This window comes from Bacteroides cutis (assembly GCF_900241005.1).
Taxonomy (GTDB): Bacteria; Bacteroidota; Bacteroidia; order Bacteroidales; family Bacteroidaceae; genus Bacteroides; species Bacteroides cutis.
Genome location: NZ_OEST01000005.1, coordinates 192243 through 211816 on the forward strand (window position 1 = coordinate 192243; position 19574 = coordinate 211816).

At 37.5% G+C, this 19574-nt stretch carries 18 protein-coding genes; 17 read left to right on the forward strand and 1 reads right to left on the reverse strand.

The features are described 5' to 3' along the window. Positions 1-32 precede the first annotated feature (32 nt). Positions 33-1181, reverse strand: a complete 1149-nt coding sequence (locus tag C1A09_RS12095) for an MFS transporter (protein WP_101544542.1) — start codon at positions 1179-1181, stop codon at positions 33-35. A gap of 98 nt (positions 1182-1279) precedes the next feature. On the opposite strand from C1A09_RS12095, the gene mnmL reads away from it, so the two are divergent. The 17 genes from mnmL (at position 1280) to C1A09_RS12190 (ending at position 19515) form a co-directional block, all read left to right on the forward strand. Continuing rightward, positions 1280-2206, forward strand: a complete 927-nt coding sequence (mnmL, locus tag C1A09_RS12100) for a tRNA modification radical SAM protein MnmL/YtqA (RefSeq protein ID WP_101544545.1) — start codon at positions 1280-1282, stop codon at positions 2204-2206. Between the two features lie 62 nt (positions 2207-2268). Further along, positions 2269-3468, forward strand: a complete 1200-nt coding sequence (locus C1A09_RS12105; RefSeq protein ID WP_101544548.1) for an FprA family A-type flavoprotein — start codon at positions 2269-2271, stop codon at positions 3466-3468. Between the two features lie 73 nt (positions 3469-3541). Then, positions 3542-4354 (forward strand): glucosamine-6-phosphate deaminase, encoded by an 813-nt coding sequence (nagB, locus tag C1A09_RS12110; RefSeq protein WP_101544551.1) that lies wholly within the window; start codon positions 3542-3544, stop codon positions 4352-4354. Between the two features lie 546 nt (positions 4355-4900). After that, the gene (locus tag C1A09_RS12115; protein ID WP_101544553.1) at positions 4901-6058 is read left to right on the forward strand and encodes a DUF4221 family protein; all 1158 of its coding nucleotides are present in this window, start codon (positions 4901-4903) and stop codon (positions 6056-6058) included. A gap of 498 nt (positions 6059-6556) precedes the next feature. Beyond that, positions 6557-7645, forward strand: coding sequence for a winged helix-turn-helix domain-containing protein (locus tag C1A09_RS12125; RefSeq protein WP_101544556.1), 1089 nt, complete (start codon positions 6557-6559; stop codon positions 7643-7645). Between the two features lie 151 nt (positions 7646-7796). Further along, positions 7797-8030 carry an NVEALA domain-containing protein gene (locus C1A09_RS12130; protein WP_101544559.1) on the forward strand — a complete coding sequence of 78 codons (234 nt, stop codon included), beginning with the start codon at positions 7797-7799 and terminating at the stop codon, positions 8028-8030. Further along, a complete protein-coding gene (locus C1A09_RS12135; protein ID WP_101544562.1) occupies positions 8014-9060 on the forward strand; it encodes a BF3164 family lipoprotein in 1047 nt (348 codons plus the stop codon). Before C1A09_RS12130 ends, C1A09_RS12135 begins: the two co-directional genes overlap by 17 nt. Positions 9061-9257: 197 nt before the next feature. Next, on the forward strand, positions 9258-9506 hold the full coding sequence (locus C1A09_RS12140; RefSeq protein ID WP_101544809.1) for an NVEALA domain-containing protein: 249 nt from the start codon (positions 9258-9260) through the stop codon (positions 9504-9506). 86 nt (positions 9507-9592) lie between these two features. Continuing rightward, complete coding sequence (locus tag C1A09_RS12145) at positions 9593-10654, forward strand: BF3164 family lipoprotein (RefSeq protein ID WP_180949221.1); 1062 nt, start codon at positions 9593-9595, stop codon at positions 10652-10654. A 9-nt stretch (positions 10655-10663) separates the two neighbouring features. After that, complete coding sequence (locus C1A09_RS12150; RefSeq protein WP_101544569.1) at positions 10664-11542, forward strand: DUF1573 domain-containing protein; 879 nt, start codon at positions 10664-10666, stop codon at positions 11540-11542. Positions 11543-11646: 104 nt separating this feature from the next. Further along, positions 11647-12780 carry a 6-bladed beta-propeller gene (locus tag C1A09_RS12155; protein WP_101544573.1) on the forward strand — a complete coding sequence of 378 codons (1134 nt, stop codon included), beginning with the start codon at positions 11647-11649 and terminating at the stop codon, positions 12778-12780. Between the two features lie 187 nt (positions 12781-12967). Continuing rightward, a complete protein-coding gene (locus tag C1A09_RS16765) occupies positions 12968-13135 on the forward strand; it encodes a 6-bladed beta-propeller (protein ID WP_101544576.1) in 168 nt (55 codons plus the stop codon). 288 nt (positions 13136-13423) lie between these two features. Then, positions 13424-13681: an NVEALA domain-containing protein gene (locus C1A09_RS12170; RefSeq protein ID WP_370448200.1), complete on the forward strand. Its 258-nt coding sequence runs from the start codon at positions 13424-13426 to the stop codon at positions 13679-13681. 67 nt (positions 13682-13748) lie between these two features. After that, positions 13749-14786, forward strand: a complete 1038-nt coding sequence (locus tag C1A09_RS12175; RefSeq protein ID WP_101544581.1) for a BF3164 family lipoprotein — start codon at positions 13749-13751, stop codon at positions 14784-14786. Positions 14787-14810: 24 nt separating this feature from the next. Next, positions 14811-15683: a DUF1573 domain-containing protein gene (locus C1A09_RS12180; protein ID WP_101544814.1), complete on the forward strand. Its 873-nt coding sequence runs from the start codon at positions 14811-14813 to the stop codon at positions 15681-15683. Between the two features lie 21 nt (positions 15684-15704). Further along, a complete protein-coding gene (locus tag C1A09_RS12185) occupies positions 15705-17636 on the forward strand; it encodes a transglutaminase-like domain-containing protein (protein ID WP_145998988.1) in 1932 nt (643 codons plus the stop codon). Then, positions 17614-19515: a hypothetical protein gene (locus tag C1A09_RS12190; RefSeq protein WP_145998989.1), complete on the forward strand. Its 1902-nt coding sequence runs from the start codon at positions 17614-17616 to the stop codon at positions 19513-19515. Before C1A09_RS12185 ends, C1A09_RS12190 begins: the two co-directional genes overlap by 23 nt. The last annotated feature ends 59 nt before the right edge of the window (positions 19516-19574 follow it).

Sequence of the window (19574 nt, forward strand, 5' to 3'; positions counted from 1 at the left end):
ATGATAAGAAATAGCGAAGTACCGGCTTGTTTTTATTTGAGCGAACGCCTGAACAAGAAAAGCATGATGATGAGTGAAACTATCATCAGATACGGATATAACTTGATACCATCAGCACTTCGCGCTATAATTCCCATCAGGCCATTCATTGCGGTCTGTCCTACCAGAGCTATGGCGAGCGCTACACTGAAAGCCGTTCCCGACAAAGAAGGATAACGGTTACCGATAAGACTTAATATGACAGGATAGGTTGCCGATAATCCGGCACCCACTATTGTCATGCCGATGGCCGCCCTGATAAAGTCCGGTGAAAATATCAGCAGGCCGAAGCCGGCGGCAGTCAGGACAAGGCTGTAAGGCAACACCTTTTCCGGTTTTACTTTCTTGAAGATAACGACCTGAAGTATACGTGCTACCGTCAATCCCACCATCATGCAAGTCAGTGCCAGCAATGCGCGGTCGGCGGGGATATCTGTCGCCTTTCCAAAGTAACTTGTTGACCAGTTGTTACAGACCCCCTCAATGCCGCTTTGGAAAAACAGAATGAAGCTGAGCAGCAACAAACTACTCTCTTTCAGTAATCCCAATCCTTCTTTTATGGGAAAACCCTGTGCCTGTTTCGGTGCGGGGAAACGTATGGGGATACAGAATAGGATAGCTGCCAGCATGATAACACCGATACCTTGTAAAATCACTTCGTAGGTGAAATGTTCCGATAAGATGCCCAGTAACATGGGGATACCCAATGCGCCCAGTCCGTAGAACATGCCCAGGAAGCTAAGCCGGGAACCCTTTTCCGCGTCTTCTGAGATATCGGCCACTAATGCGTTCGTTTCTCCATTCAGAATACCTCCACCCAGGCCTATTCCGATGATGGAAGCTTGTAACATGGGAATGTTTTCGAAGAAAGCAAGTCCTTCCATACCCAGCAATACAATGACACAACCGGGCACGAGCAATGCCTTATGCCCGAAACGGTCTACGATAGGACCGAAAATCAGTGATCCCACCAACATGCCGAGTGGCAGGAATGTGACAAGCGAAACGGTATGCAAGCTGTTTAAACCTAATTTGATAACCAGCGACGGTAATACCGAACCCAATGTAATCATTGAAACGCCGAAAAAACACATTCCGATACAAGCGGCTATGAAGACCAAATTTTTATGATAGTTATTCATTATATCAGTTGATTGGTTAAGGTTACATGCAAAGCTATGAATTTATTTTATTTTATTTCGAACAAAAGCACTACTTTTGCTTCATAATAGATAGATTTATGAACATCACACCTCTTTACAATGAGTTTCCTTTGTTTCTGAAGCGTTATTTCCCGTACAAAGTACAGAAGATATCGTTGAACGCCGGTTTTACATGTCCCAACCGGGATGGCAGTAAAGGATATGGCGGTTGTACCTATTGCAACAACCAGACCTTTAATCCCGATTATTGCCGGACGGAAAAGCCGGTTGCACAACAACTGGAAGAGGGCAAACAGTTCTTTGCCCACAAATATCCGGAAATGAAATATCTCGCATACTTTCAGGCCTATACCAATACGTATGGCGAACTGGAAGCCTTGAAACGGAAGTATGAGGAGGCTCTGTCCGTAGATGATGTGGTCGGGTTGGTCATCGGTACCCGTCCCGATTGTATGCCCGATGAATTGCTTCATTATCTGGAGGAAATCAATAAACACACTTTCCTTTTGATAGAGTATGGTATTGAAAGTACCCATGACGAAACACTTCGTCGCATCAACCGGGGGCACACGTTTCAAACCACTGTTGATGCGGTAGAACGTACAGCCTCCTGCGGCATTCTTACCGGCGGGCATGTCATCTTGGGATTGCCGGGCGAAACGCATCCCGCTATCGTATCCCAGGCGGCCGCGATGTCGCGTCTTCCCCTCACCACGCTGAAAATGCACCAATTGCAACTGATACGCGGCACCCGCATGGCATGGGAGTATGAACAGCATCCCGAAGATTTCCATCTGTTTGATGTCGAAGAATATATCGACCTCGTAATAGATTACGTCGAACACCTGCGTCCCGACTTGGTATTGGAACGGTTTGTATCCCAATCTCCCAAAGAATTATTGATTGCACCGGATTGGGGACTAAAAAATTATGAATTTAACCATCGGGTACAAAAAAGAATGAAAGAACTCGGCGCTTATCAAGGAAAGAAATATGAAATGTGAGAAAAAAGACTTATTTTTGCCGACGTTAGAATATGGAATCAATCTAAATTAGAGAAAAAACAATGAACCCAAAAACAGTGATAAAAGGAAAAATCCACTACGTGGGAGTGAATGATCGTAATAAACATTTGTTTGAAGGTATGTGGCCATTGCCTTACGGAGTTTCTTACAACTCTTACCTGATAGACGATGAAACTGTGGCTCTGATCGATACCGTAGATATTTGTTACTTTGAAGTATATCTTCGTAAAATAAAGAGCATCATTGGCGAACGTCCCATCCAATACCTTATCATCAACCACATGGAACCGGATCATTCAGGCTCTATCCGTCTGATAAAGCAACACTATCCGGATATTGTCATTGTCGGTAACAAACAGACTTTCGGCATGATTGAAGGTTTCTATGGTGTGACGGGTGAACAATACTTGGTGAAAGAGGATGATTTTCTGGCTTTAGGCCATCACAAACTACGTTTCTATATGACCCCGATGGTGCATTGGCCCGAAACGATGATGACATTTGACGAAACCGAGGGAGTACTTTTCTCCGGTGACGGTTTCGGCTGTTTCGGAACGCTTGACGGCGGTTTCCTCGATACCCGCATAAATTTGGATAAATATTGGGACGAAATGGTTCGTTACTATTCCAATATCGTCGGCAAATATGGTTCTCCGGTACAGAAGGCGTTGGCAAAGTTGGGTGGCTTGCCCATCTCTACTATCTGTTCCACGCACGGGCCGGTATGGACGGACAATATCGCCAAGGTTATCGGCATTTATGATAAATTGAGCCGTTATGCCGCCGAAGAAGGTGTAGTCATTGCATACGGTTCCATGTATGGCAATACGGAGCAGATGGCCGAAGCTATTGCGGCGGAATTATCAGTGCAAGGCATCAAAAACATTGTGCTGCATAATGTAGCCAAAAGCAATCCTTCTTATATCATAGCCGATATATTCAGATATAGAGGTTTGATAATCGGTAGCCCTACTTACAGTAATCAGATATTTCCCGAAGTAGAATCCTTGTTGTCCAAGATACTGGTGCGCGAAGTGAAAGGCCGTTATCTGGGCTATTTCGGCTCTTTCTGCTGGGCAGGTGCTGCCGTGAAGCGTATGGGTGAATTTGCGGAAAAGAGTAAGTTCGAAATCATAGGTGACCCTGTAGAAATGAAGCAGGCTATGAAAGACATTACTTACGAACAATGTGAAAACCTTGCGCGTGCCATGGCGGAGCGTTTGAAGAAAGACAGGAAGTAATTGTAAAATTACTGACTTCGTAACTCTTAACTCTTAATTAACAAAACGTTATTAACCTAATAAAAACAATCACATGAGACTAATCATTCAACCGGATTACCAATCCGTATCACAGTGGGCGGCACATTATGTAGCTGCGAAAATCAAGGCCGCCAATCCGACACCCGAGAAACCGTTTGTACTTGGATGCCCCACCGGTTCTTCCCCTCTGGGCATGTATAAGGCGTTAATCGACCTCAACAAGAAAGGTATCGTATCTTTCAAGAATGTGGTCACTTTCAATATGGACGAGTACGTAGGTCTTCCGCAGGAACACCCGGAAAGCTATTATTCTTTCATGTGGAACAATTTCTTCAGCCACATCGACATCAAACCCGAGAATACCAATATCCTGAATGGTAATGCCGCCGACCTTGATGCGGAATGTGCCCGTTATGAAGAAAAAATCAAGTCATACGGTGGTATAGACCTCTTCATGGGTGGAATCGGTCCCGACGGCCATATCGCTTTCAACGAACCGGGTTCTTCCCTGACTTCACGTACCCGCCAGAAGACGCTGACTACCGATACTATCATCGCCAATTCCCGTTTCTTCGACAACGATGTAAACAAGGTGCCCAAGACTTCATTGACAGTTGGTGTAGGTACTGTGCTCAGTGCCAAGGAAGTGATGATTATCGTGAACGGCCATAACAAAGCCCGTGCCCTTTATCATGCGGTAGAAGGTCCTGTAATGCAGATGTGGACAATCAGTGCTTTGCAAATGCACGAAAAAGGTATCATCGTTTGTGATGATGCCGCTACAGTAGAATTGAAAGTCGGCACTTACCGTTACTTCAAGGATATCGAAGCCGACCATTTGGATCCGGAAGCTTTGCTGAAATAACAGAGATTGATCATATCGAATAATGGCGCCTGCCTTTCTTGGGAACGAGGAAGGCAGGCGTTGTTTTATCAGCTCCCTGTTTTTATCAGTTCATTCCACATATAGTTTCTTTATTTCCAGAGTAAAGCGAAAAGATATTTCTTCTTCATTCTAAACTTCCTTTTTATTGCTTGCAAACTTTTCTTTTATTTAGAATATATTTTGTCCGCTGTATGCAAATATATAAACTTAGGCTAAGAATTACTATTCTTAATCTAAGTTTATCTGTTCGCAGCTTGCGAATATAGAATTTTATGGATAAAGAAAAAGTTTGCAAGCAATAAAAAGGAAGTTTAGAATGAAGAAATATCGATTTTGTTCAATAAAACAAGCAGGTTCAATCTATTTAATTTATTATGTTTTCTATATTGATAAATATTCCCTATTTTTGTTCAATACAGAATTGCCCGCAATGAAATTTATGATAACACAACTTTAGAACATGAAGTCAAGATTTTAGCAAAAAATATGAAATAAATTCTGGTACAACTTAGATTTAAAATTTATATGCGAAAAGTATTAGTATTTCTCTACATAATAACTTCCATTCTTTCTTGTACTTCTAAAGTAAATCAAGATATCTGTAAGTTGGAAGCGAAGGACGATTTCTTGTCTTTCAATATTCCGGATGATGTAAGAATGCCTCAAATATCGGTTTTCCCATTCAAGGATAAAGACAAGTGGTATTTGAGCTTTCAGAATTTGCCCGAAAGAGAAATTCTCATCTATGATGTAGATGCGCAAGAATTGATAAAACGGGTGTGCATTGATGCCGAAGGTAATAACTCTGTAACGGGAGGTTTTGGCGGATATACCATTGCCGATATGGAACATATCTATATTCCCAGCCTTTATGTGAGTACTATTTATCGGGTAGATACTGCCGGAATTATTAAACAGCGGATTGACTTCTCGAAAACACAAAGTGGACAATCATTCATTCCGCCGATATTATATGGTGGAAAACCGTTGACGTTCATCGGGGATAATTTGTATATCCCTCAGATGCTTAATGGCAGATTAGGCGATAAAGCATTAGAACATAGTTCTGTAAGGGCTGTGGTTGATACCGTAAAAAAGACAGTGACGGCATTACCGATGAAGTTTCCTCCTTTGATTACTTCCAAAGACTTTGGCACTGTTGCAGGTATGGGTGCAGAATATTCTTGTTGCTGTGACGGACAGAATTTTATATATTCCTTTTTCGCTGATGAATATCTGTATAAGACAACTCCGGATCATGAAACAGTAAAGAAAATTAGAGCTAACAGCAGATATATAGATGAAGTAACCGTTTTCCGTTCCAAGGAAGATGATTTTCAGAAACTGATTAAAGCACAGTGCGAACATGCCTCTTACGGAGATATCTTGTACGATAGATATAGGAAAGTCTATTATAGGTTTGCTTATCCTGAAACAGAAATAAATAATTACTCCGGTGACTATTTGGAACTGCTTCGTTCTGGTAAAATGTCATTTTCTATTATGATATTGGATGAGAAATTGAATGTGATTGGAGAAACCCTTTTCTCGGAGTATACTTACAATCCTCGTCTTTTCTACCTCTGTGAAGACGGATTATACTTAAGTACTTCCCATTTCAAACGTCCTGATTTTGATGAAAATGTTTTGTGTTTTCAGAAATTGGAATTAAAGAAAATGTAATTAAGGCCTTAATGTGTATGATTTTATGAGTCAATGTTTTAACCCTTTGTTCCATCAATATGAAGAGTAATATAAAAACTGAAATGAAAGGAAGTATTATAGCTATTTGCTTCCTGCTGGCAGGAGGATTGTTTGCCGGTTGTTCTTCTTACACCTAAGGTGTTCGAAGGTGAATTCTTGATAGAAGGAGAATTAACGAATGTGATGAAGTAAGTTTATATACACCTTTTAATCCTGTATTATATCGTGTAAAGAGTGACAGCATTTATCAATAGGAATTATATACCGGATTTACTTGCATCCTCTTGCGTTGCATTTTATAATGTTTATGAAAATGACCAGTCGTTTTGTGTACCGTATTATGTAGACAAAATAATGTGTTTTCAAAAATGGATTTCGATATGAATATTTGTTTTCAAGAAAGAAATTGATTTTAATGTGTTTCAGAAAAAATCTATTTTTCTATTAACTTTGTCAAAAAATAGATTTATAGTAACTATGAAAAATAAAATCATTGTAGTACTACTGATATTGGCGGTTGTTATAACTGTTATACTTGTTTTTGTCTGGCGGAAAAATAACGTGGAGCGCTGGAATGAGGTAGCTTGTGAAACATTTAAAGAAGCTTTGAATGAAGATTTGAAAAGTCGGAGTGATTTGAAAGTTGAATGTCATGGAGGAAGGGAATTGATGTCAGTAGCCACAAAAAATCCGAAGAATGTATTTGTTACGAGTCAGTATGGCAGGAGAGAATACAAAATAGATTCTTGTAAACATGTAAATAATGTGACATTTGATGGGAAAATGCGAAGTGTTCATAGTATTGTTTTGGAAGAATATCCTTTAGATAGTGATACTATAGAGGCTATATGGAAACGTTGTCTGAGTAATCAAAACATAATGGCATCGACAGGAGTTCGCATTTCTGTTACAGATTTGGACTATCATACTACTTCTGAATTTTCAAAAACATTTGGGCATAAATCCTTAAAAGATAGTTTAGTCTCTTGCTACGTTGGATATCGATGTGAAGTAGAAGTTACAGGTTTCATAAATTATGCTTGGTTAAGTAATATGGCGTTTGAAGACATTTTTGTATTTGTAGTTCCATTATTGATAATTGTAATCTTATATGTTATTGGTTTCCTCTTTAGAGATAAAATTGAAAAGTATTTTATGAAAGAAGTACCGGTTATTGTACAAAAGGAAGTACCTGTAATTATCGAAAAGGAAATACTGGTTGTTACAACAGAACAAAATCAGTTTCATATTTATAGATTACCGGATGGAACTCTTTTCAATTTTGATGATTCCTCATTGAAAAATGATGGACATAGAGAGCATTTGTCTAATCAAAATAAAACTTTATTGAGGGCTTTCGTTGAAGCAGAAAATAATAGACTCACTTTTAGTGAAATTATGTCTCTGTTATGGCCAAAAGGAAATGGAACACCGGATACTGTACATCAAGCTGTTTCACGTCTGCGTTCTATTTTAGAAAAAGTCTCTAAAATGACTTTGATTAATGAAGACTGTGCTTATCAACTAAAATCCCCCATTTCATCGAAGAATAATAGCGTTTTGTAGGTATAAGGGATGGGCTGACAATTGCTGACAATAGGAAAAAATACTGTGTTGTCAGCAATTGTCAGCTTTATAATGTTTCGTTATATGAATATTTCGGTAATTTTGCAATTGTGAGGTAAACAAATAGTAGAACACTAAAAACAATTATGCAATGAAAATAAAATTGAGCATTATTAGCCTTTTGCTGATTATTACGGTATTCATTTATTCTAATTCCCAAAAAGAGGGAATGAATAATTTGTTGTTAGAAAATATTGAAGCTTTGGCGGACGAAGAATATGACAGTACCGCTAAGTGTTATGAAAGAGGTTCGGTTGATTGCCCCTATACAGATATTAAAGTAAAATATGTAATGGAAGGATATAGTCTTGAAGGTCTTTATTAACATAATCCTGTTCTTCCTTTTAATTTCGTGCACCTCACCGTCTCGACAGAAAAATCCTGTTTATGCAGAATTTCCTTATACGAAGGAGCTGAAAGCGAAGGAGATATTTCTGGATACTGCTGTGTTCCGTTATCCTTTTCGTATACGTATAGAAAATGAGTTGGCTGTTGTGCTTGACTTGCATGGTATGGATCATTTTTTTCAAGTGTTCCGTTATCCTGAGTTCCGCTATATCGCATCATTTGGTGAGTGTGGTGATTCACCCAAAGATATGCTTTCTGCCGAAAATATCCGATGGAATGGGCAATCTTTGTGGGCATTGGATGCCAATAAGAGTGAATTAACTAGGTTTGTGTTCTTTGAATCCGGTGACTCACTGCTTCGTGATGAAGCGGTGTCACTGGACAAGAAGATCCTTCGTGCTTTGGACTTTTCGCAATACGACGATTCAACCTTTATTATCCCCGATTATTCCGGCGATAATCGTTTTTGCATGGTTAGCCGTAAAGGAGAGCTGCTTCGTAAGTTTGGCAGTATGCCTACTGCGAATGAAGATGCTCTGGCACATTCACGACCTGCCTTGGCGCAAGCATGGCGCAGTTTCATTGATTACAATCCTCGTAATGGCGTTCTTGCTGCCGTTACCCAATTGGGTGAAGTCCTTGAAATTTATAATTTAAAAGATACTACCCATATTGTCCGTATCGGTCCGCATGGGGAACCGGAATTTAAGGTGTCCAGAGGTTATGGCATACCGGTCGGTATCATGGGCTTTAGTGATATAAAGGTGACTGACAAAGCTATCTATGCTGTCTTTCACGGACGTACTTTCAAGGAATTGTCACGGCAACCCAAAGGAAAAGAAGTAGACGGCGGGCAATACATCTATGTCTTCAGTCTGCAAGGCGAACCTCTGATGAAATATGTCTTGGACCGCTATATCTATGGCATTTCGGTAGATGAGGAGCGGGGCATTATTACGGCTACGGACGTGAATAGTGATGAGCCTATAGTTGAATTTAGTATGTAATAAAAGAATATAGATGGAGAGGAACGGACGGTGAACGTCTTGTTGATGCATAGCGTGCCGTCCGCTCCATAACCCACCGAAGAAGGAGGTCGAGACAAAGTATAGTATTTTAAAATCACAGTACCAGAATTGGAGCAAACAAAGTTTTTTTGATTCAATGAGCATTTATTGCTCTTATAAATAATTAAAAAATGAACATGAAAAAATTATTGAAATATACATTTATAGCAGCATTGGTTGCAGTAGCAGGATATGGCAGTTATACTAGTCTGAAAACGGAAACAATATCAGACTTGCTGTTGGCTAATGTAGAAGCATTGGCTGAATATGAAGGTGGTTCTTCAGATTGTGAAACATATTGTACGCCAGATACCCGATGTACTTGTATTATAACATTTGTAGGAGAAACGCAAGGAATAACTTGCGATAACTGTCGTGGAAAATAATAATTGAGAGTGAAAGAGGTATGGATCATATCATTATAGATGTAATTTATGCCTCTTTCTTTTATAGTATAAAAATATATGATATTATGGAAAAGAATAGAATTTTTCTATGTGTCCTATTTCTAGGATTATTTTTTATGTCTTGTAATAAAGATAAAATAATATATGCAGATGCTACTCTTGTTGATTATGATGATTTTAAGGAGGTAGTAGAGTTAAAAGCAGAAACTATTGCTGGCTTTGATAGTTTGGTTTTGGCACCAACGCATTTGTGTGTTTATGATAGTGTGTTGGTTACTATAAATAAGAGGACTAATAAAAGAATACATGTGCTTAATGTGAATACAAAGAAGAAAATAGCAGAGCATATATCTGTTGGACAAGGACCAGGAGAAATGTTACTTCCTCGTTTCGTAGGTAATAATGGCTGTAAAATTCTGATATCGGATTTAATAAAATCAACTGTTGCAGAGTATAATATGGGTGATTTTTTTAAACCAGATGAACCTCTATTGATGAAGTCGATTTCATTGCAGAAACCGATCTCTGGTGAAGTGCGGTTGTTGAAAGATGGGTTCATAGGAGATGTTTCTCGTAATACTTCATTTTTATTTTATGAATTTAATAGAAAAGGAGAAATAGTAGATTCAATAGGGCGTTATCCAGAGGCTAATTGGGATGTAACAGATGTAGAAAAAAATAATATGTATTCTTTTGCATTTACAACAAATCAACAGGATAGGCTTGCGGTTTGCTATAATTGGACTGACCTTATTGATATTTATGACAAAGAAGGACATTTACTTAATCGCATTCACGGACCTCGATATTTTGCATCTCATTTTGAAGAGTTTAATGATGGGAAAGTCATTTCAAGTTCACGCGTGAAAGGAAAAACACGAGATGCTTATTTTTCTCCAGTAAATGTTGGGGATGAATTTTGGGTATTGTTTAGTGGAAAATCTGAGTCTGAGGATGGATATAATATTTTGGCAGAGCAAATATTTGTTTTTGGATGGGATGGGACTCCACGGAGAATTTTAAATCTAGATAAGGGTGTGTTTGCGTTTACTGTAAATGAAAAGATGAAAAAAATATATGGTATCAGTGATTCTCCGGACTTCCATATTCTTTCTTTTTCGTATTAACAGGTTTATATGATAAAATATCTTTTTATTTTATCTATATCTTTGATATTATTATCAAGTTGTAGTAATTTAGAGAAAAAAAGACAAGTTGCTTCTATTATAGAGCAATGGATTGGTAAGGAAATATTATATCCTGAAGAGACTGTATTTACAGTGCAAGATGGTGATACATTGGATAATGTGCTTTTGAAAGAATATTCTTATACGATTGTTAATTACGTAGATTCTACAGGATGTACAAGTTGTAAATTACAGCTTCCTCGTTGGAATACTTTCATTCAAGAAATCGATTCCATTTCGAAAAAGAAAATAAACTTGTGCTTTATTTTTCATCCACAGGATATACAAGAAGTGATTAACGTGTTGAAAGTTAATAGTTTTAAATATCCTATTTGGATTGATAAAGATGATTCATTTAATAAATTGAATCATTTATCATCTAATATGTCATTTCAGACTTTCTTGCTTGACAAAAATAATAAAGTTGTTTCTATTGGTAATCCTATTTATAATTTGAAAGTTAAAAAGCTGTATATGGATATTATTCAAGGAAAAACTGATTTAAAGGAAGATGCTATTGTTCAGACTAAAATCAAAGTGCAAGAACAAAGTATATCTTTAGGTCGCTTTGATTGGAAGGAAGAACAAAAAGTGAAATTCACAATACAGAATATAGGTGAGCATCCATTGATTATTAATGATGTAACTACTTCTTGTGGATGTACTTCCGTTGATTATTCCAAAGAACCGGTTCGTCCTGGTGAAAGTATTCCTCTACAAGTTACTTATAAAGCGGACCATCCGGAACACTTTGACAAGATGATAACGGTATATTGCAATGCAAATCCCTCGTTGGTTCATTTGAAGATAATGGGGGATGCTGAATAGATGTGTAGCTAAGATATAATTTTAAAATCACAGTATCGGAATGGGAGCAAACAAAGTTTGTTTTGATTCAATGGGAATTTATTGCTCTTATAAATAATATAAGTATGATTAGAATTGCATATGTCGTTTTTTTGCTTCTATTTGTCTCATGCAGTACAAGTAATAAAGAAGTAGAGTCGGTGATAGTTGATTTTTCAGAAGAAAGTTCTTTGTCGGCATCAGATTTATTGTCTGTTTCTTATGTAAAGTTAGAGACAGGTGATGATTATTTATTGGCGGGTGGTAATCAATGTACTAATGTTGGAGATCGTTATATTCTATTGGATAATATTATGGCGAGAACTCTTTATGCTTTCAATTTAGATGGAAGTTTTGTACAACAAATTGGTAAAAAAGGAAATGGACCTGGTGAGTATATTAACCCTTTTGAGTATTCAGTAAATGAACGGGATAAAACTCTTTCTGTTATTGATATTGAACAACAAAAGATAATTGTCTATAGTTTGGCTGACTTTCGCTTTTTGTCTGAGAAAAAAATGCCATTTTATAGTGATTATATGGAACAATTACCAAATGGTGATTATGTATGGTATAATAAGTTGGCATCGGATGCTTCAGATTCCTATGCTTTTATAACAGATAAGGATTTAAATATAAAGAAGAGTTTCATTCCTATTGATTTTTCAAGTGGATATTCCTTGGGTACGAGCCGAAAGTTGTATAAGCAAGGTGATGAAGTAAGCTTATATACACCTTTTAATCCTGTATTATATCGTGTAAAGAGTGACAGCATTTATCCTGCTTTTCAGTTCAAGTTTGGAGAAAAGAAATTACCACCCATAGATTTTTTAAAAGAAAAGTCTGCTAATAATAAGAATTACATACCGGATTTATTAGAATCACCCTACGTTGCATTTTATAATGTTTATGAAAGTGACCAGTTGCTATGTGTGCCATATTATATGGATAAAACAATGTATTTTGGGTTTTATGATAAAAAGAAGAACATTTCATATAATTTTTCTCAAGATAAACTTCAATCAGAACTTCAAATAGGGGCTTTTAGCTCTCCGATAGGAGTAACTCAGGATGGTTCTTTTATTTCTTTACTTCGTCCGGGATTACTTTTGCAGTTACAGGAAAAGGGGAATAAAATAAATGATGAGTTGATACAATTGCTGAATGAATCAACAGAAGAAGATAATCCAATTCTGCTAATTTATTCATTGAAGAAATAAGATGAAAGCTTTGTAGCCTATGACTTTGTCTCTTCTGTTTTCAAAAATGGATTTCGGCATGAGTATTTGGTTTCAAGAAAGAATTTAATTTTAATGTGTTTCAGAAGAAATCTATTTTTCTATTAACTTTGTCAAAAAATAGATTTATAGTAACTATGATAAAATATAAATCTATTTAATCAATATTATGCGCTTTTATAATAGTAATGATCGTTGTCTAATTAAAAAGATTGATGATTTGGCTATTGATGAAAATCATCTGTTTGTATTTGATAAGCCACAGCAAACAATATGGATTTTTGACCGTGAAGGTAGATATTTAAATAAAATATATAAGAAGGGTAGTGGATCTTGAGAGTATTCCTTTATTCTAAGGAGCAAGATAAATATTGGATTGGGAAAGCTATGGTTAATGATTTGGATGATAAAGGTACTGGTGCCAAACAGTCTTTTACAGACAATAATGTATTTGTAAGTTGTTTGAGTAATGGGAATACAGACGAAAATCCTGTTATTGCAATTTCACATTTGAAATAAGAACTTATATGAATAAATACTGCTTTGGGGCATTAATTAAATGTTTGTTTTGATTCAATGAGCATTTATTGTTCTTATAAATAATTGAAAAACTAACATTAAAAAAATGAACATGAAAAAATTATTGAAATATACATTTGTAGCAGCATTTGTTACAGTAGCAGGTTATGGTATTTATACCACCCAAAAGAATGAAATGATGTCAGATTTGTTGTTGGCTAATGTGGAAGCATTGGCTAATGATTCAGAAACAGGGGACAGTGTAGATTGCTGTAGTGATACAAGTTCTTGTACAGGAGACTTTTGTGGCACTTTTTATCCGGCAAATGGTACTGGTGTTGGAATTAAACTGTATTATAAATAAGTAGATAATCAGATTGTCAACAAATAATTTGTTGACAATCTGATTTCTCTTTTCTTAAATCAAAAATATGTATAAATATATATTGCTTGTTTTATTTGTAGTATTGACCTCATGTGCAAATAATTCTCAAACCAAAAAAGTCGAAAATATATCGGAATTATCGCCGTTTGAACTATTCTTCCAAGAGATACCTATTGAACCGTTACTTCATAAACCATATCAAATGGAAATAATAGATAGCATTTTAATCCTGGCAGATAATATTGAAAATAGAGCATTGCTTTTGTACAATTTGGAAGATGCTTCTTTTGTACGAGCATTGTCTATTGGACAGGGACCCAATGATGTATTAAGTCCTATTGCAATTGATGTAGATGAAAATGAGCAGGTAATAAATATTCTTCAACGGCAGAATGGAAAATGCCGAAAATATAAATTGAAAGAATTGATAAGTGGTTGTATACAAGATTGCAATAGTGTGGATTTAGGCAATTCAGATAGATTTACTCAAATAAAAAATGGATATGCATGTATTGGATTTTATGAAGATGCTTTAGTGACTTTTTTTGATGAGAGTGGCAAGTTGGAATCTAGCTTAGATTTGTATACAGAATATAAATTTTCCGATATTGCAACTAAATATAAATTGTTTCAAGGAAGAATTGCTTTTCATAACGTAAGTGGTTGTTTAATGTTAGCCCCTTCTTATGCCTCTGTTGTTAGATTTTTTCTTAAGGATAATGAGGCTTGGGTGCAGACGGATTCCTTTTGTATTGGAAACAAAAAAATGGAAAATCGTATTTTGAATGAGAAAACCCCGATTCTTCATAAAAGTGATATAAGATATTGTATTGATATTTGTAAATCTAATAATTATTTTTATATGCTATATGATGGGGATGATTTGGGACATAATCAAAATCTAGAGGCTCGATATGTATTACGTTTTGATGCCTTTGGTAGTTTGGATTGTGTCTATAAAGTAAACCCGACAATTTGTGATATATGTGTTTCTGAGGGTGATAATATCATATATGCAGTTATGATAGGAAAAGATGGTGAATATGTTCTCGCTAAATCACAACTTAAAACTATTTTATTGTAATTATTTAATTATGTGATGTGTGAAATGAAAAATAACCAGATATTGTATCTTATCATTTTATTAATCTTTTTCTTGTCGTGTGTAAACTCAAAAGAAGATAAAATTCTCTTTCTTATAAAATCTTGGGAAAATAAAGAGGTACTTTTCCCTAAAAAAAACGTTTTCACGTTACATGGAAAAGACACAATCGATTTTTCTATGCAATCTCAGTATAAGATTTTTGTATATGTAGACTCAGTAGGATGTTTGAGTTGTAAATTGAGATTACCTCAATGGCAGGAGTTTATAGATACTATATCTTCTTTGGAATTATCTTCTGTTAAATTTTTATTCTTTTTTTCACCTGAAAAGAAATCAGATATATGTAATGCTACTTATTTAGCTAATTTTAAATATCCTATATGTATTGATGAACGGGATTCTGTGAATAAATTGAATCATTTCCCTTCTAATATGGCTTTTCAGACTTTTTTATTGGATAAAAATAATAAAGTGGTAGCTATTGGTAATCCTGTTCATAATCCTAAAATAAAGGAACTTTATTTGAATATTATCCAAGGTAAGAAAGACGTTGAAGGTGAGAAAATCTTGAGAACGGAAATAACAATTAAAGAACCAATAATCTCATTGGGACACTTTAATTGGAAAGAAGAAAAGAAAACTGCGTTTAAGATAGAAAATACAGGAAAGTATCCATTAATTATCAATGATGTAACCACTTCCTGTGGGTGTACATCTGTTGATTATTCAAAAGAACCTGTCCGTCCCGGAGATAGTATTTCCCTGCAAGTTACTTATAAGGCAGATCATCCGGAACATTTTGACAAGACGATAACGGTATATTGCAATGCCAATCCCTCGTTGGTTCATTTGAAGATTATGGGGGATGCCGAGTAGAATTAGATCTATATAATTGGAATGATGGGACGTGTGGGTTACAACATACTGATGCCGATATTGACCGTATTGCTGATTTCATGCAGCAGTATGGAAGATAAGCGTCTGGACTTCTGTCTACAAGCGGCGGACAGTAATGCGGAAGAATTGAAAATAGTGCTGAAACATTATGAGAAAGAACCGGAGAAGCTGAAGGCTGCCCGATTTTTATTATCGAACATGTTGTATAATTATGCCTACACGGATGGAGAGATAGATAGTTTGAAACGGGTTTTGACGATGGCTATACCACAACAGGAAACCCTCTCAAAGGAGATAAGGGATAAATGGAAAGGTACACGCTATAACAAAGCGCAGAAAGAGTTTGATGTTCGGAAAATAAAGGCTGATTTATTGATAGAGAATATAGATTTGGCTTTTGAGGTATGGGAACGCCGTCCATGGAGTAAACATTATTCTTTTGAAGATTTCTGTGATTATATTCTTCCTTATCGATTGGATAATGAGCCTTTGGAGCGATGGCGGAAGTTATATTATGATCGCTACGCTAGTATGCTTGATTCGTTATATCAAGGTACGGATGTAGTGAAGGCTGCTGAGTTGCTGCATGATTATATCAAGAAAGAAGGATTTGCTCATAACCGTGATTTTGTACTTCCTCATTTTGGAGCTCTTTTTCTATGGAAAAACCGTATTGGATATTGCCGGGACAAAACGGATTTGTTGTGTTATGCAATGAGGGCTGCCGGGATACCTGTAGCGTCGGACTCTTATTTTGTATCTAATACATATGTAGGAAATCATAATTGGGTAGCTTTGATAGATACGACCGGACAAACAATTCCTTTTGAGTTTGAGCAGGATAAGGACATTGTACGTGATTTGATTGATGCCCGTAAGCGTGGCAAGGTATATCGTAAGATGTATTCCATGCAACCTGAAAAAATTGAGGGGCAGTATGAGGATAAAGAACTTTATGCTCGCTTCAGGCAGCCTTATTTGAAAGACGTGACAGCGGAATATCGGTCTGTTGATAGGTTGGAGACGAATATTGCCAATAACGGAAAGGAAAAGTATGCTTATCTGTCGGTGTTTGACGGTAGCAAATTTGATCCGATTGATGTGACGAGAGCTGGAAAAGATAGAGCGGTATTCCGTAATGTGGAACCGGATATGTTATATCAGGTCACTTTTTATCGGCAGGGGGAGTTTGTACCTGCCGGAGAACCTTTTTGGTTGGATGGAACGTTGTCTGTGCGGTATTTCCGACCGGATGAACAACATCGGATTACGGTATGTCTTAACCGTAAGTTTCCTGACAGTAGAGTGAAAAAGTATCTTGAAACGGCTGTAGGGGTATGTATAGAAGGTGCCAATCGGAAAGACTTTAGAGATGCCGAACTTTTATGTCAGGTGGCAGACAGTCCTAAAGTGAATTATAATATAGTAAATCTGTCAAAGACGCATGAATATCGCTATATCCGCTATAAGGCCCGGAAAGGACGTTTTTTGCAGTTAGGAGAGTTTGCTGTATTCAGTGATACGATGCAGCAAAATAAATGGATACCTGTAAGTATAGAGGCGGATACGATACTGCCGGAAGAAGAAAAAAGAAAAATAGAGGCGGTAAACGATGGTGATTGGGTCAGCTTTTACAAATCGAAGCGTAGAGGTGAAGCGTTGATTTTTGATTTTGGGCAACAGGTGCCGGTACATAGTGTAGTCTATGTCCCGCGAAATGATGATAATTATGTGCGTGCAGGAGATACGTATGAATTATTTTATCAGGATGGAATAAAAGGATGGGTCTCACTTGGCAAGCGGACAGCTACGTCTGTTTGGCTGAAGTATGACAATGTACCCGAGAATGCATTGCTTTGGTTACGAAACCTTACAAGAGGTAAAGAGGAGAGGGCTTTTTATTATGAAGATGGACAACAGGTTTTTCCATAAGATATATGTTGTATGGGCTATGATAGCTATACAGTTATTATGGACCGGATGTACTACGGATGAAGACCGTCGTATAGAGGATACTTTGGTTTTTGCCGGAGACAATCGTGTGGAACTGGAACGGGTACTGAATTACTATAAGGATAGGGGGGATACCTTGAAATGGAAGGCTGCCAGATTTCTGATTGCCAATATGAAGGACAAGTTCGCATATAATGTACCGGAATTGGATAACATCCGGCAGGCGATGATCGATGTGAAGACAAAAAATGCGATTGAGAAAAGATGGAAAAATTTTCCTTATAGGAGTTTGCCTAAAGTATATGATGCGCAGGTTATAACTGCCGATTATCTGATGGAGAATATAGAGCTGGCTTTTGAAGCATGGCGGAGGTATGAGTGGGGTAAATATTATTCTTTTGACGATTTCTGTGAGTATCTGTTACCCTACCGGATAGGGGATGAACCGCTGGAAAAGTGGCGTGGGGAGTATCGTGATTATTTTGTACCGTTGCTGGACTCTTTGTATAGAGGAACGGATGTGATAGAAGCTGCAAGCGCGATGCAACATTATGCGGAACGTGCCGGATACAGGCATAATACAGATTTCAACATGCCGCATCACGGGGCGCTTTCTTTGAGGAAATGCTGGATGGGGACGTGCAGGGAGTATTGTGATTATATCATGTATATGTTTCGTACATTGGGAATTCCCGTGACGAGAGACCGGTATAAATATTCACCGGAAATCAGGCAAAGCCATGAATGGAATGCGGTGGAAGACACGACCGGGAGATTTATTCCCATAGAGTTTCATGAATCGGGAGTGAAACGGGATTGGGAAAACAAACGGAGAAAGGGAAAGGTATATCGTACTTGTTTTGCCAGACAAGCGTATCCTGCATTTGGTGGGGATTATTATTTGCGTGATGTGACTGCGGAGTACTTCGGTGGGAATATCGTGAAGGTTCCTATCGAAAAAAATGAAGATGGGTTTATTGCCGTGTTTGCTTTTGAGGGGTGGATGCCTGTGGGGTGTTATGAAAAGGATGGCGGATATGCCCGTATTGAAAATATTGAACCGGAAGCAATCTTTATGCCGGTGGCGAAAGGAAAAGACGGTCTGGTAGAGAATGGTTATCCTTTCATGCTGGAAGGAGGGAAAATCAGGGTATTTAAACCTGATTGTACTAAGAAGGAGAGGGTGAGACTGACCCGGAAGTATCCGGTGACATCTTACATGAAGGATCATTTATACAGAATTAATGGAACTCGTGTGGAAGCCAGTAACCGGCTTGACTTTGAAGATACGGATCTTTTGACGGTGGTGCGAGACAGCGGGTTGTATTTGAAGCGGTATATCGAGCTCCGGCCCAAGAAACGTTATAGGTATTTGAAGCTCAATTTGATAAGAAAAGCGCAACTGGAGATTGCTGAACTGTGCGTATATACTGATACTGCTTTTACAGAAAAATTGCGTTTTGATTTTGTGGAGGATTTGCTACCCACATGCAGCATGCCGGGCCGGGAAATAGATAAGGCGCAGGACGGTGATTGGCTTTCTTTGTTTCAGTCGTATAAGAGAAGTGTTTTCTTAGTGCTGGATTTTGGCAGACCGGTAGAGATAGGTGGCATCTTGTGGATACCGCGTAACGATGATAATTATGTGAAAAGTGGTGATTGCTACGAGTTGCTGTATCAGGATGGAGCGAATGGTTGGGTGTCATTGGGCAGGAAGGTAGCGGAAGATGATTTCATAGAGTTTGATGATGTACCGTCTAATGCTTTGTTGAGATTGCATCATTGTACCAAAGGAGTGGAAGAACAGGTGTTTCTGTGGGAGAGTGGGAAACAACGTTTCTTGGGACATTTAAGATGATTAGGATAATATAATATAATGATAAAAGGAGCGGACAGTGTGAATTTTTATTGGAGCAA

Excerpts from the sequence above, each read along its gene's own strand:
- C1A09_RS12095 (WP_101544542.1), bottom strand. The coding sequence starts at position 1,181 with ATGAATAACTATCATAAAAATTTGGTCTTCATAGCCGCTTGTATCGGA.
- mnmL (WP_101544545.1), top strand. The coding sequence starts at position 1,280 with ATGAACATCACACCTCTTTACAATGAGTTTCCTTTGTTTCTGAAGCGT.
- C1A09_RS12105 (WP_101544548.1), top strand. The coding sequence starts at position 2,269 with ATGAACCCAAAAACAGTGATAAAAGGAAAAATCCACTACGTGGGAGTG.
- nagB (WP_101544551.1), top strand. The coding sequence starts at position 3,542 with ATGAGACTAATCATTCAACCGGATTACCAATCCGTATCACAGTGGGCG.
- C1A09_RS12115 (WP_101544553.1), top strand. The coding sequence starts at position 4,901 with ATGCGAAAAGTATTAGTATTTCTCTACATAATAACTTCCATTCTTTCT.
- C1A09_RS12125 (WP_101544556.1), top strand. The coding sequence starts at position 6,557 with ATGAAAAATAAAATCATTGTAGTACTACTGATATTGGCGGTTGTTATA.
- C1A09_RS12130 (WP_101544559.1), top strand. The coding sequence starts at position 7,797 with ATGAAAATAAAATTGAGCATTATTAGCCTTTTGCTGATTATTACGGTA.
- C1A09_RS12140 (WP_101544809.1), top strand. The coding sequence starts at position 9,258 with ATGAAAAAATTATTGAAATATACATTTATAGCAGCATTGGTTGCAGTA.
- C1A09_RS12145 (WP_180949221.1), top strand. The coding sequence starts at position 9,593 with ATGGAAAAGAATAGAATTTTTCTATGTGTCCTATTTCTAGGATTATTT.
- C1A09_RS12150 (WP_101544569.1), top strand. The coding sequence starts at position 10,664 with ATGATAAAATATCTTTTTATTTTATCTATATCTTTGATATTATTATCA.
- C1A09_RS12155 (WP_101544573.1), top strand. The coding sequence starts at position 11,647 with ATGATTAGAATTGCATATGTCGTTTTTTTGCTTCTATTTGTCTCATGC.
- C1A09_RS16765 (WP_101544576.1), top strand. The coding sequence starts at position 12,968 with ATGCGCTTTTATAATAGTAATGATCGTTGTCTAATTAAAAAGATTGAT.
- C1A09_RS12170 (WP_370448200.1), top strand. The coding sequence starts at position 13,424 with ATGAACATGAAAAAATTATTGAAATATACATTTGTAGCAGCATTTGTT.
- C1A09_RS12175 (WP_101544581.1), top strand. The coding sequence starts at position 13,749 with ATGTATAAATATATATTGCTTGTTTTATTTGTAGTATTGACCTCATGT.
- C1A09_RS12180 (WP_101544814.1), top strand. The coding sequence starts at position 14,811 with ATGAAAAATAACCAGATATTGTATCTTATCATTTTATTAATCTTTTTC.
- C1A09_RS12185 (WP_145998988.1), top strand. The coding sequence starts at position 15,705 with ATGATGGGACGTGTGGGTTACAACATACTGATGCCGATATTGACCGTA.
- C1A09_RS12190 (WP_145998989.1), top strand. The coding sequence starts at position 17,614 with ATGGACAACAGGTTTTTCCATAAGATATATGTTGTATGGGCTATGATA.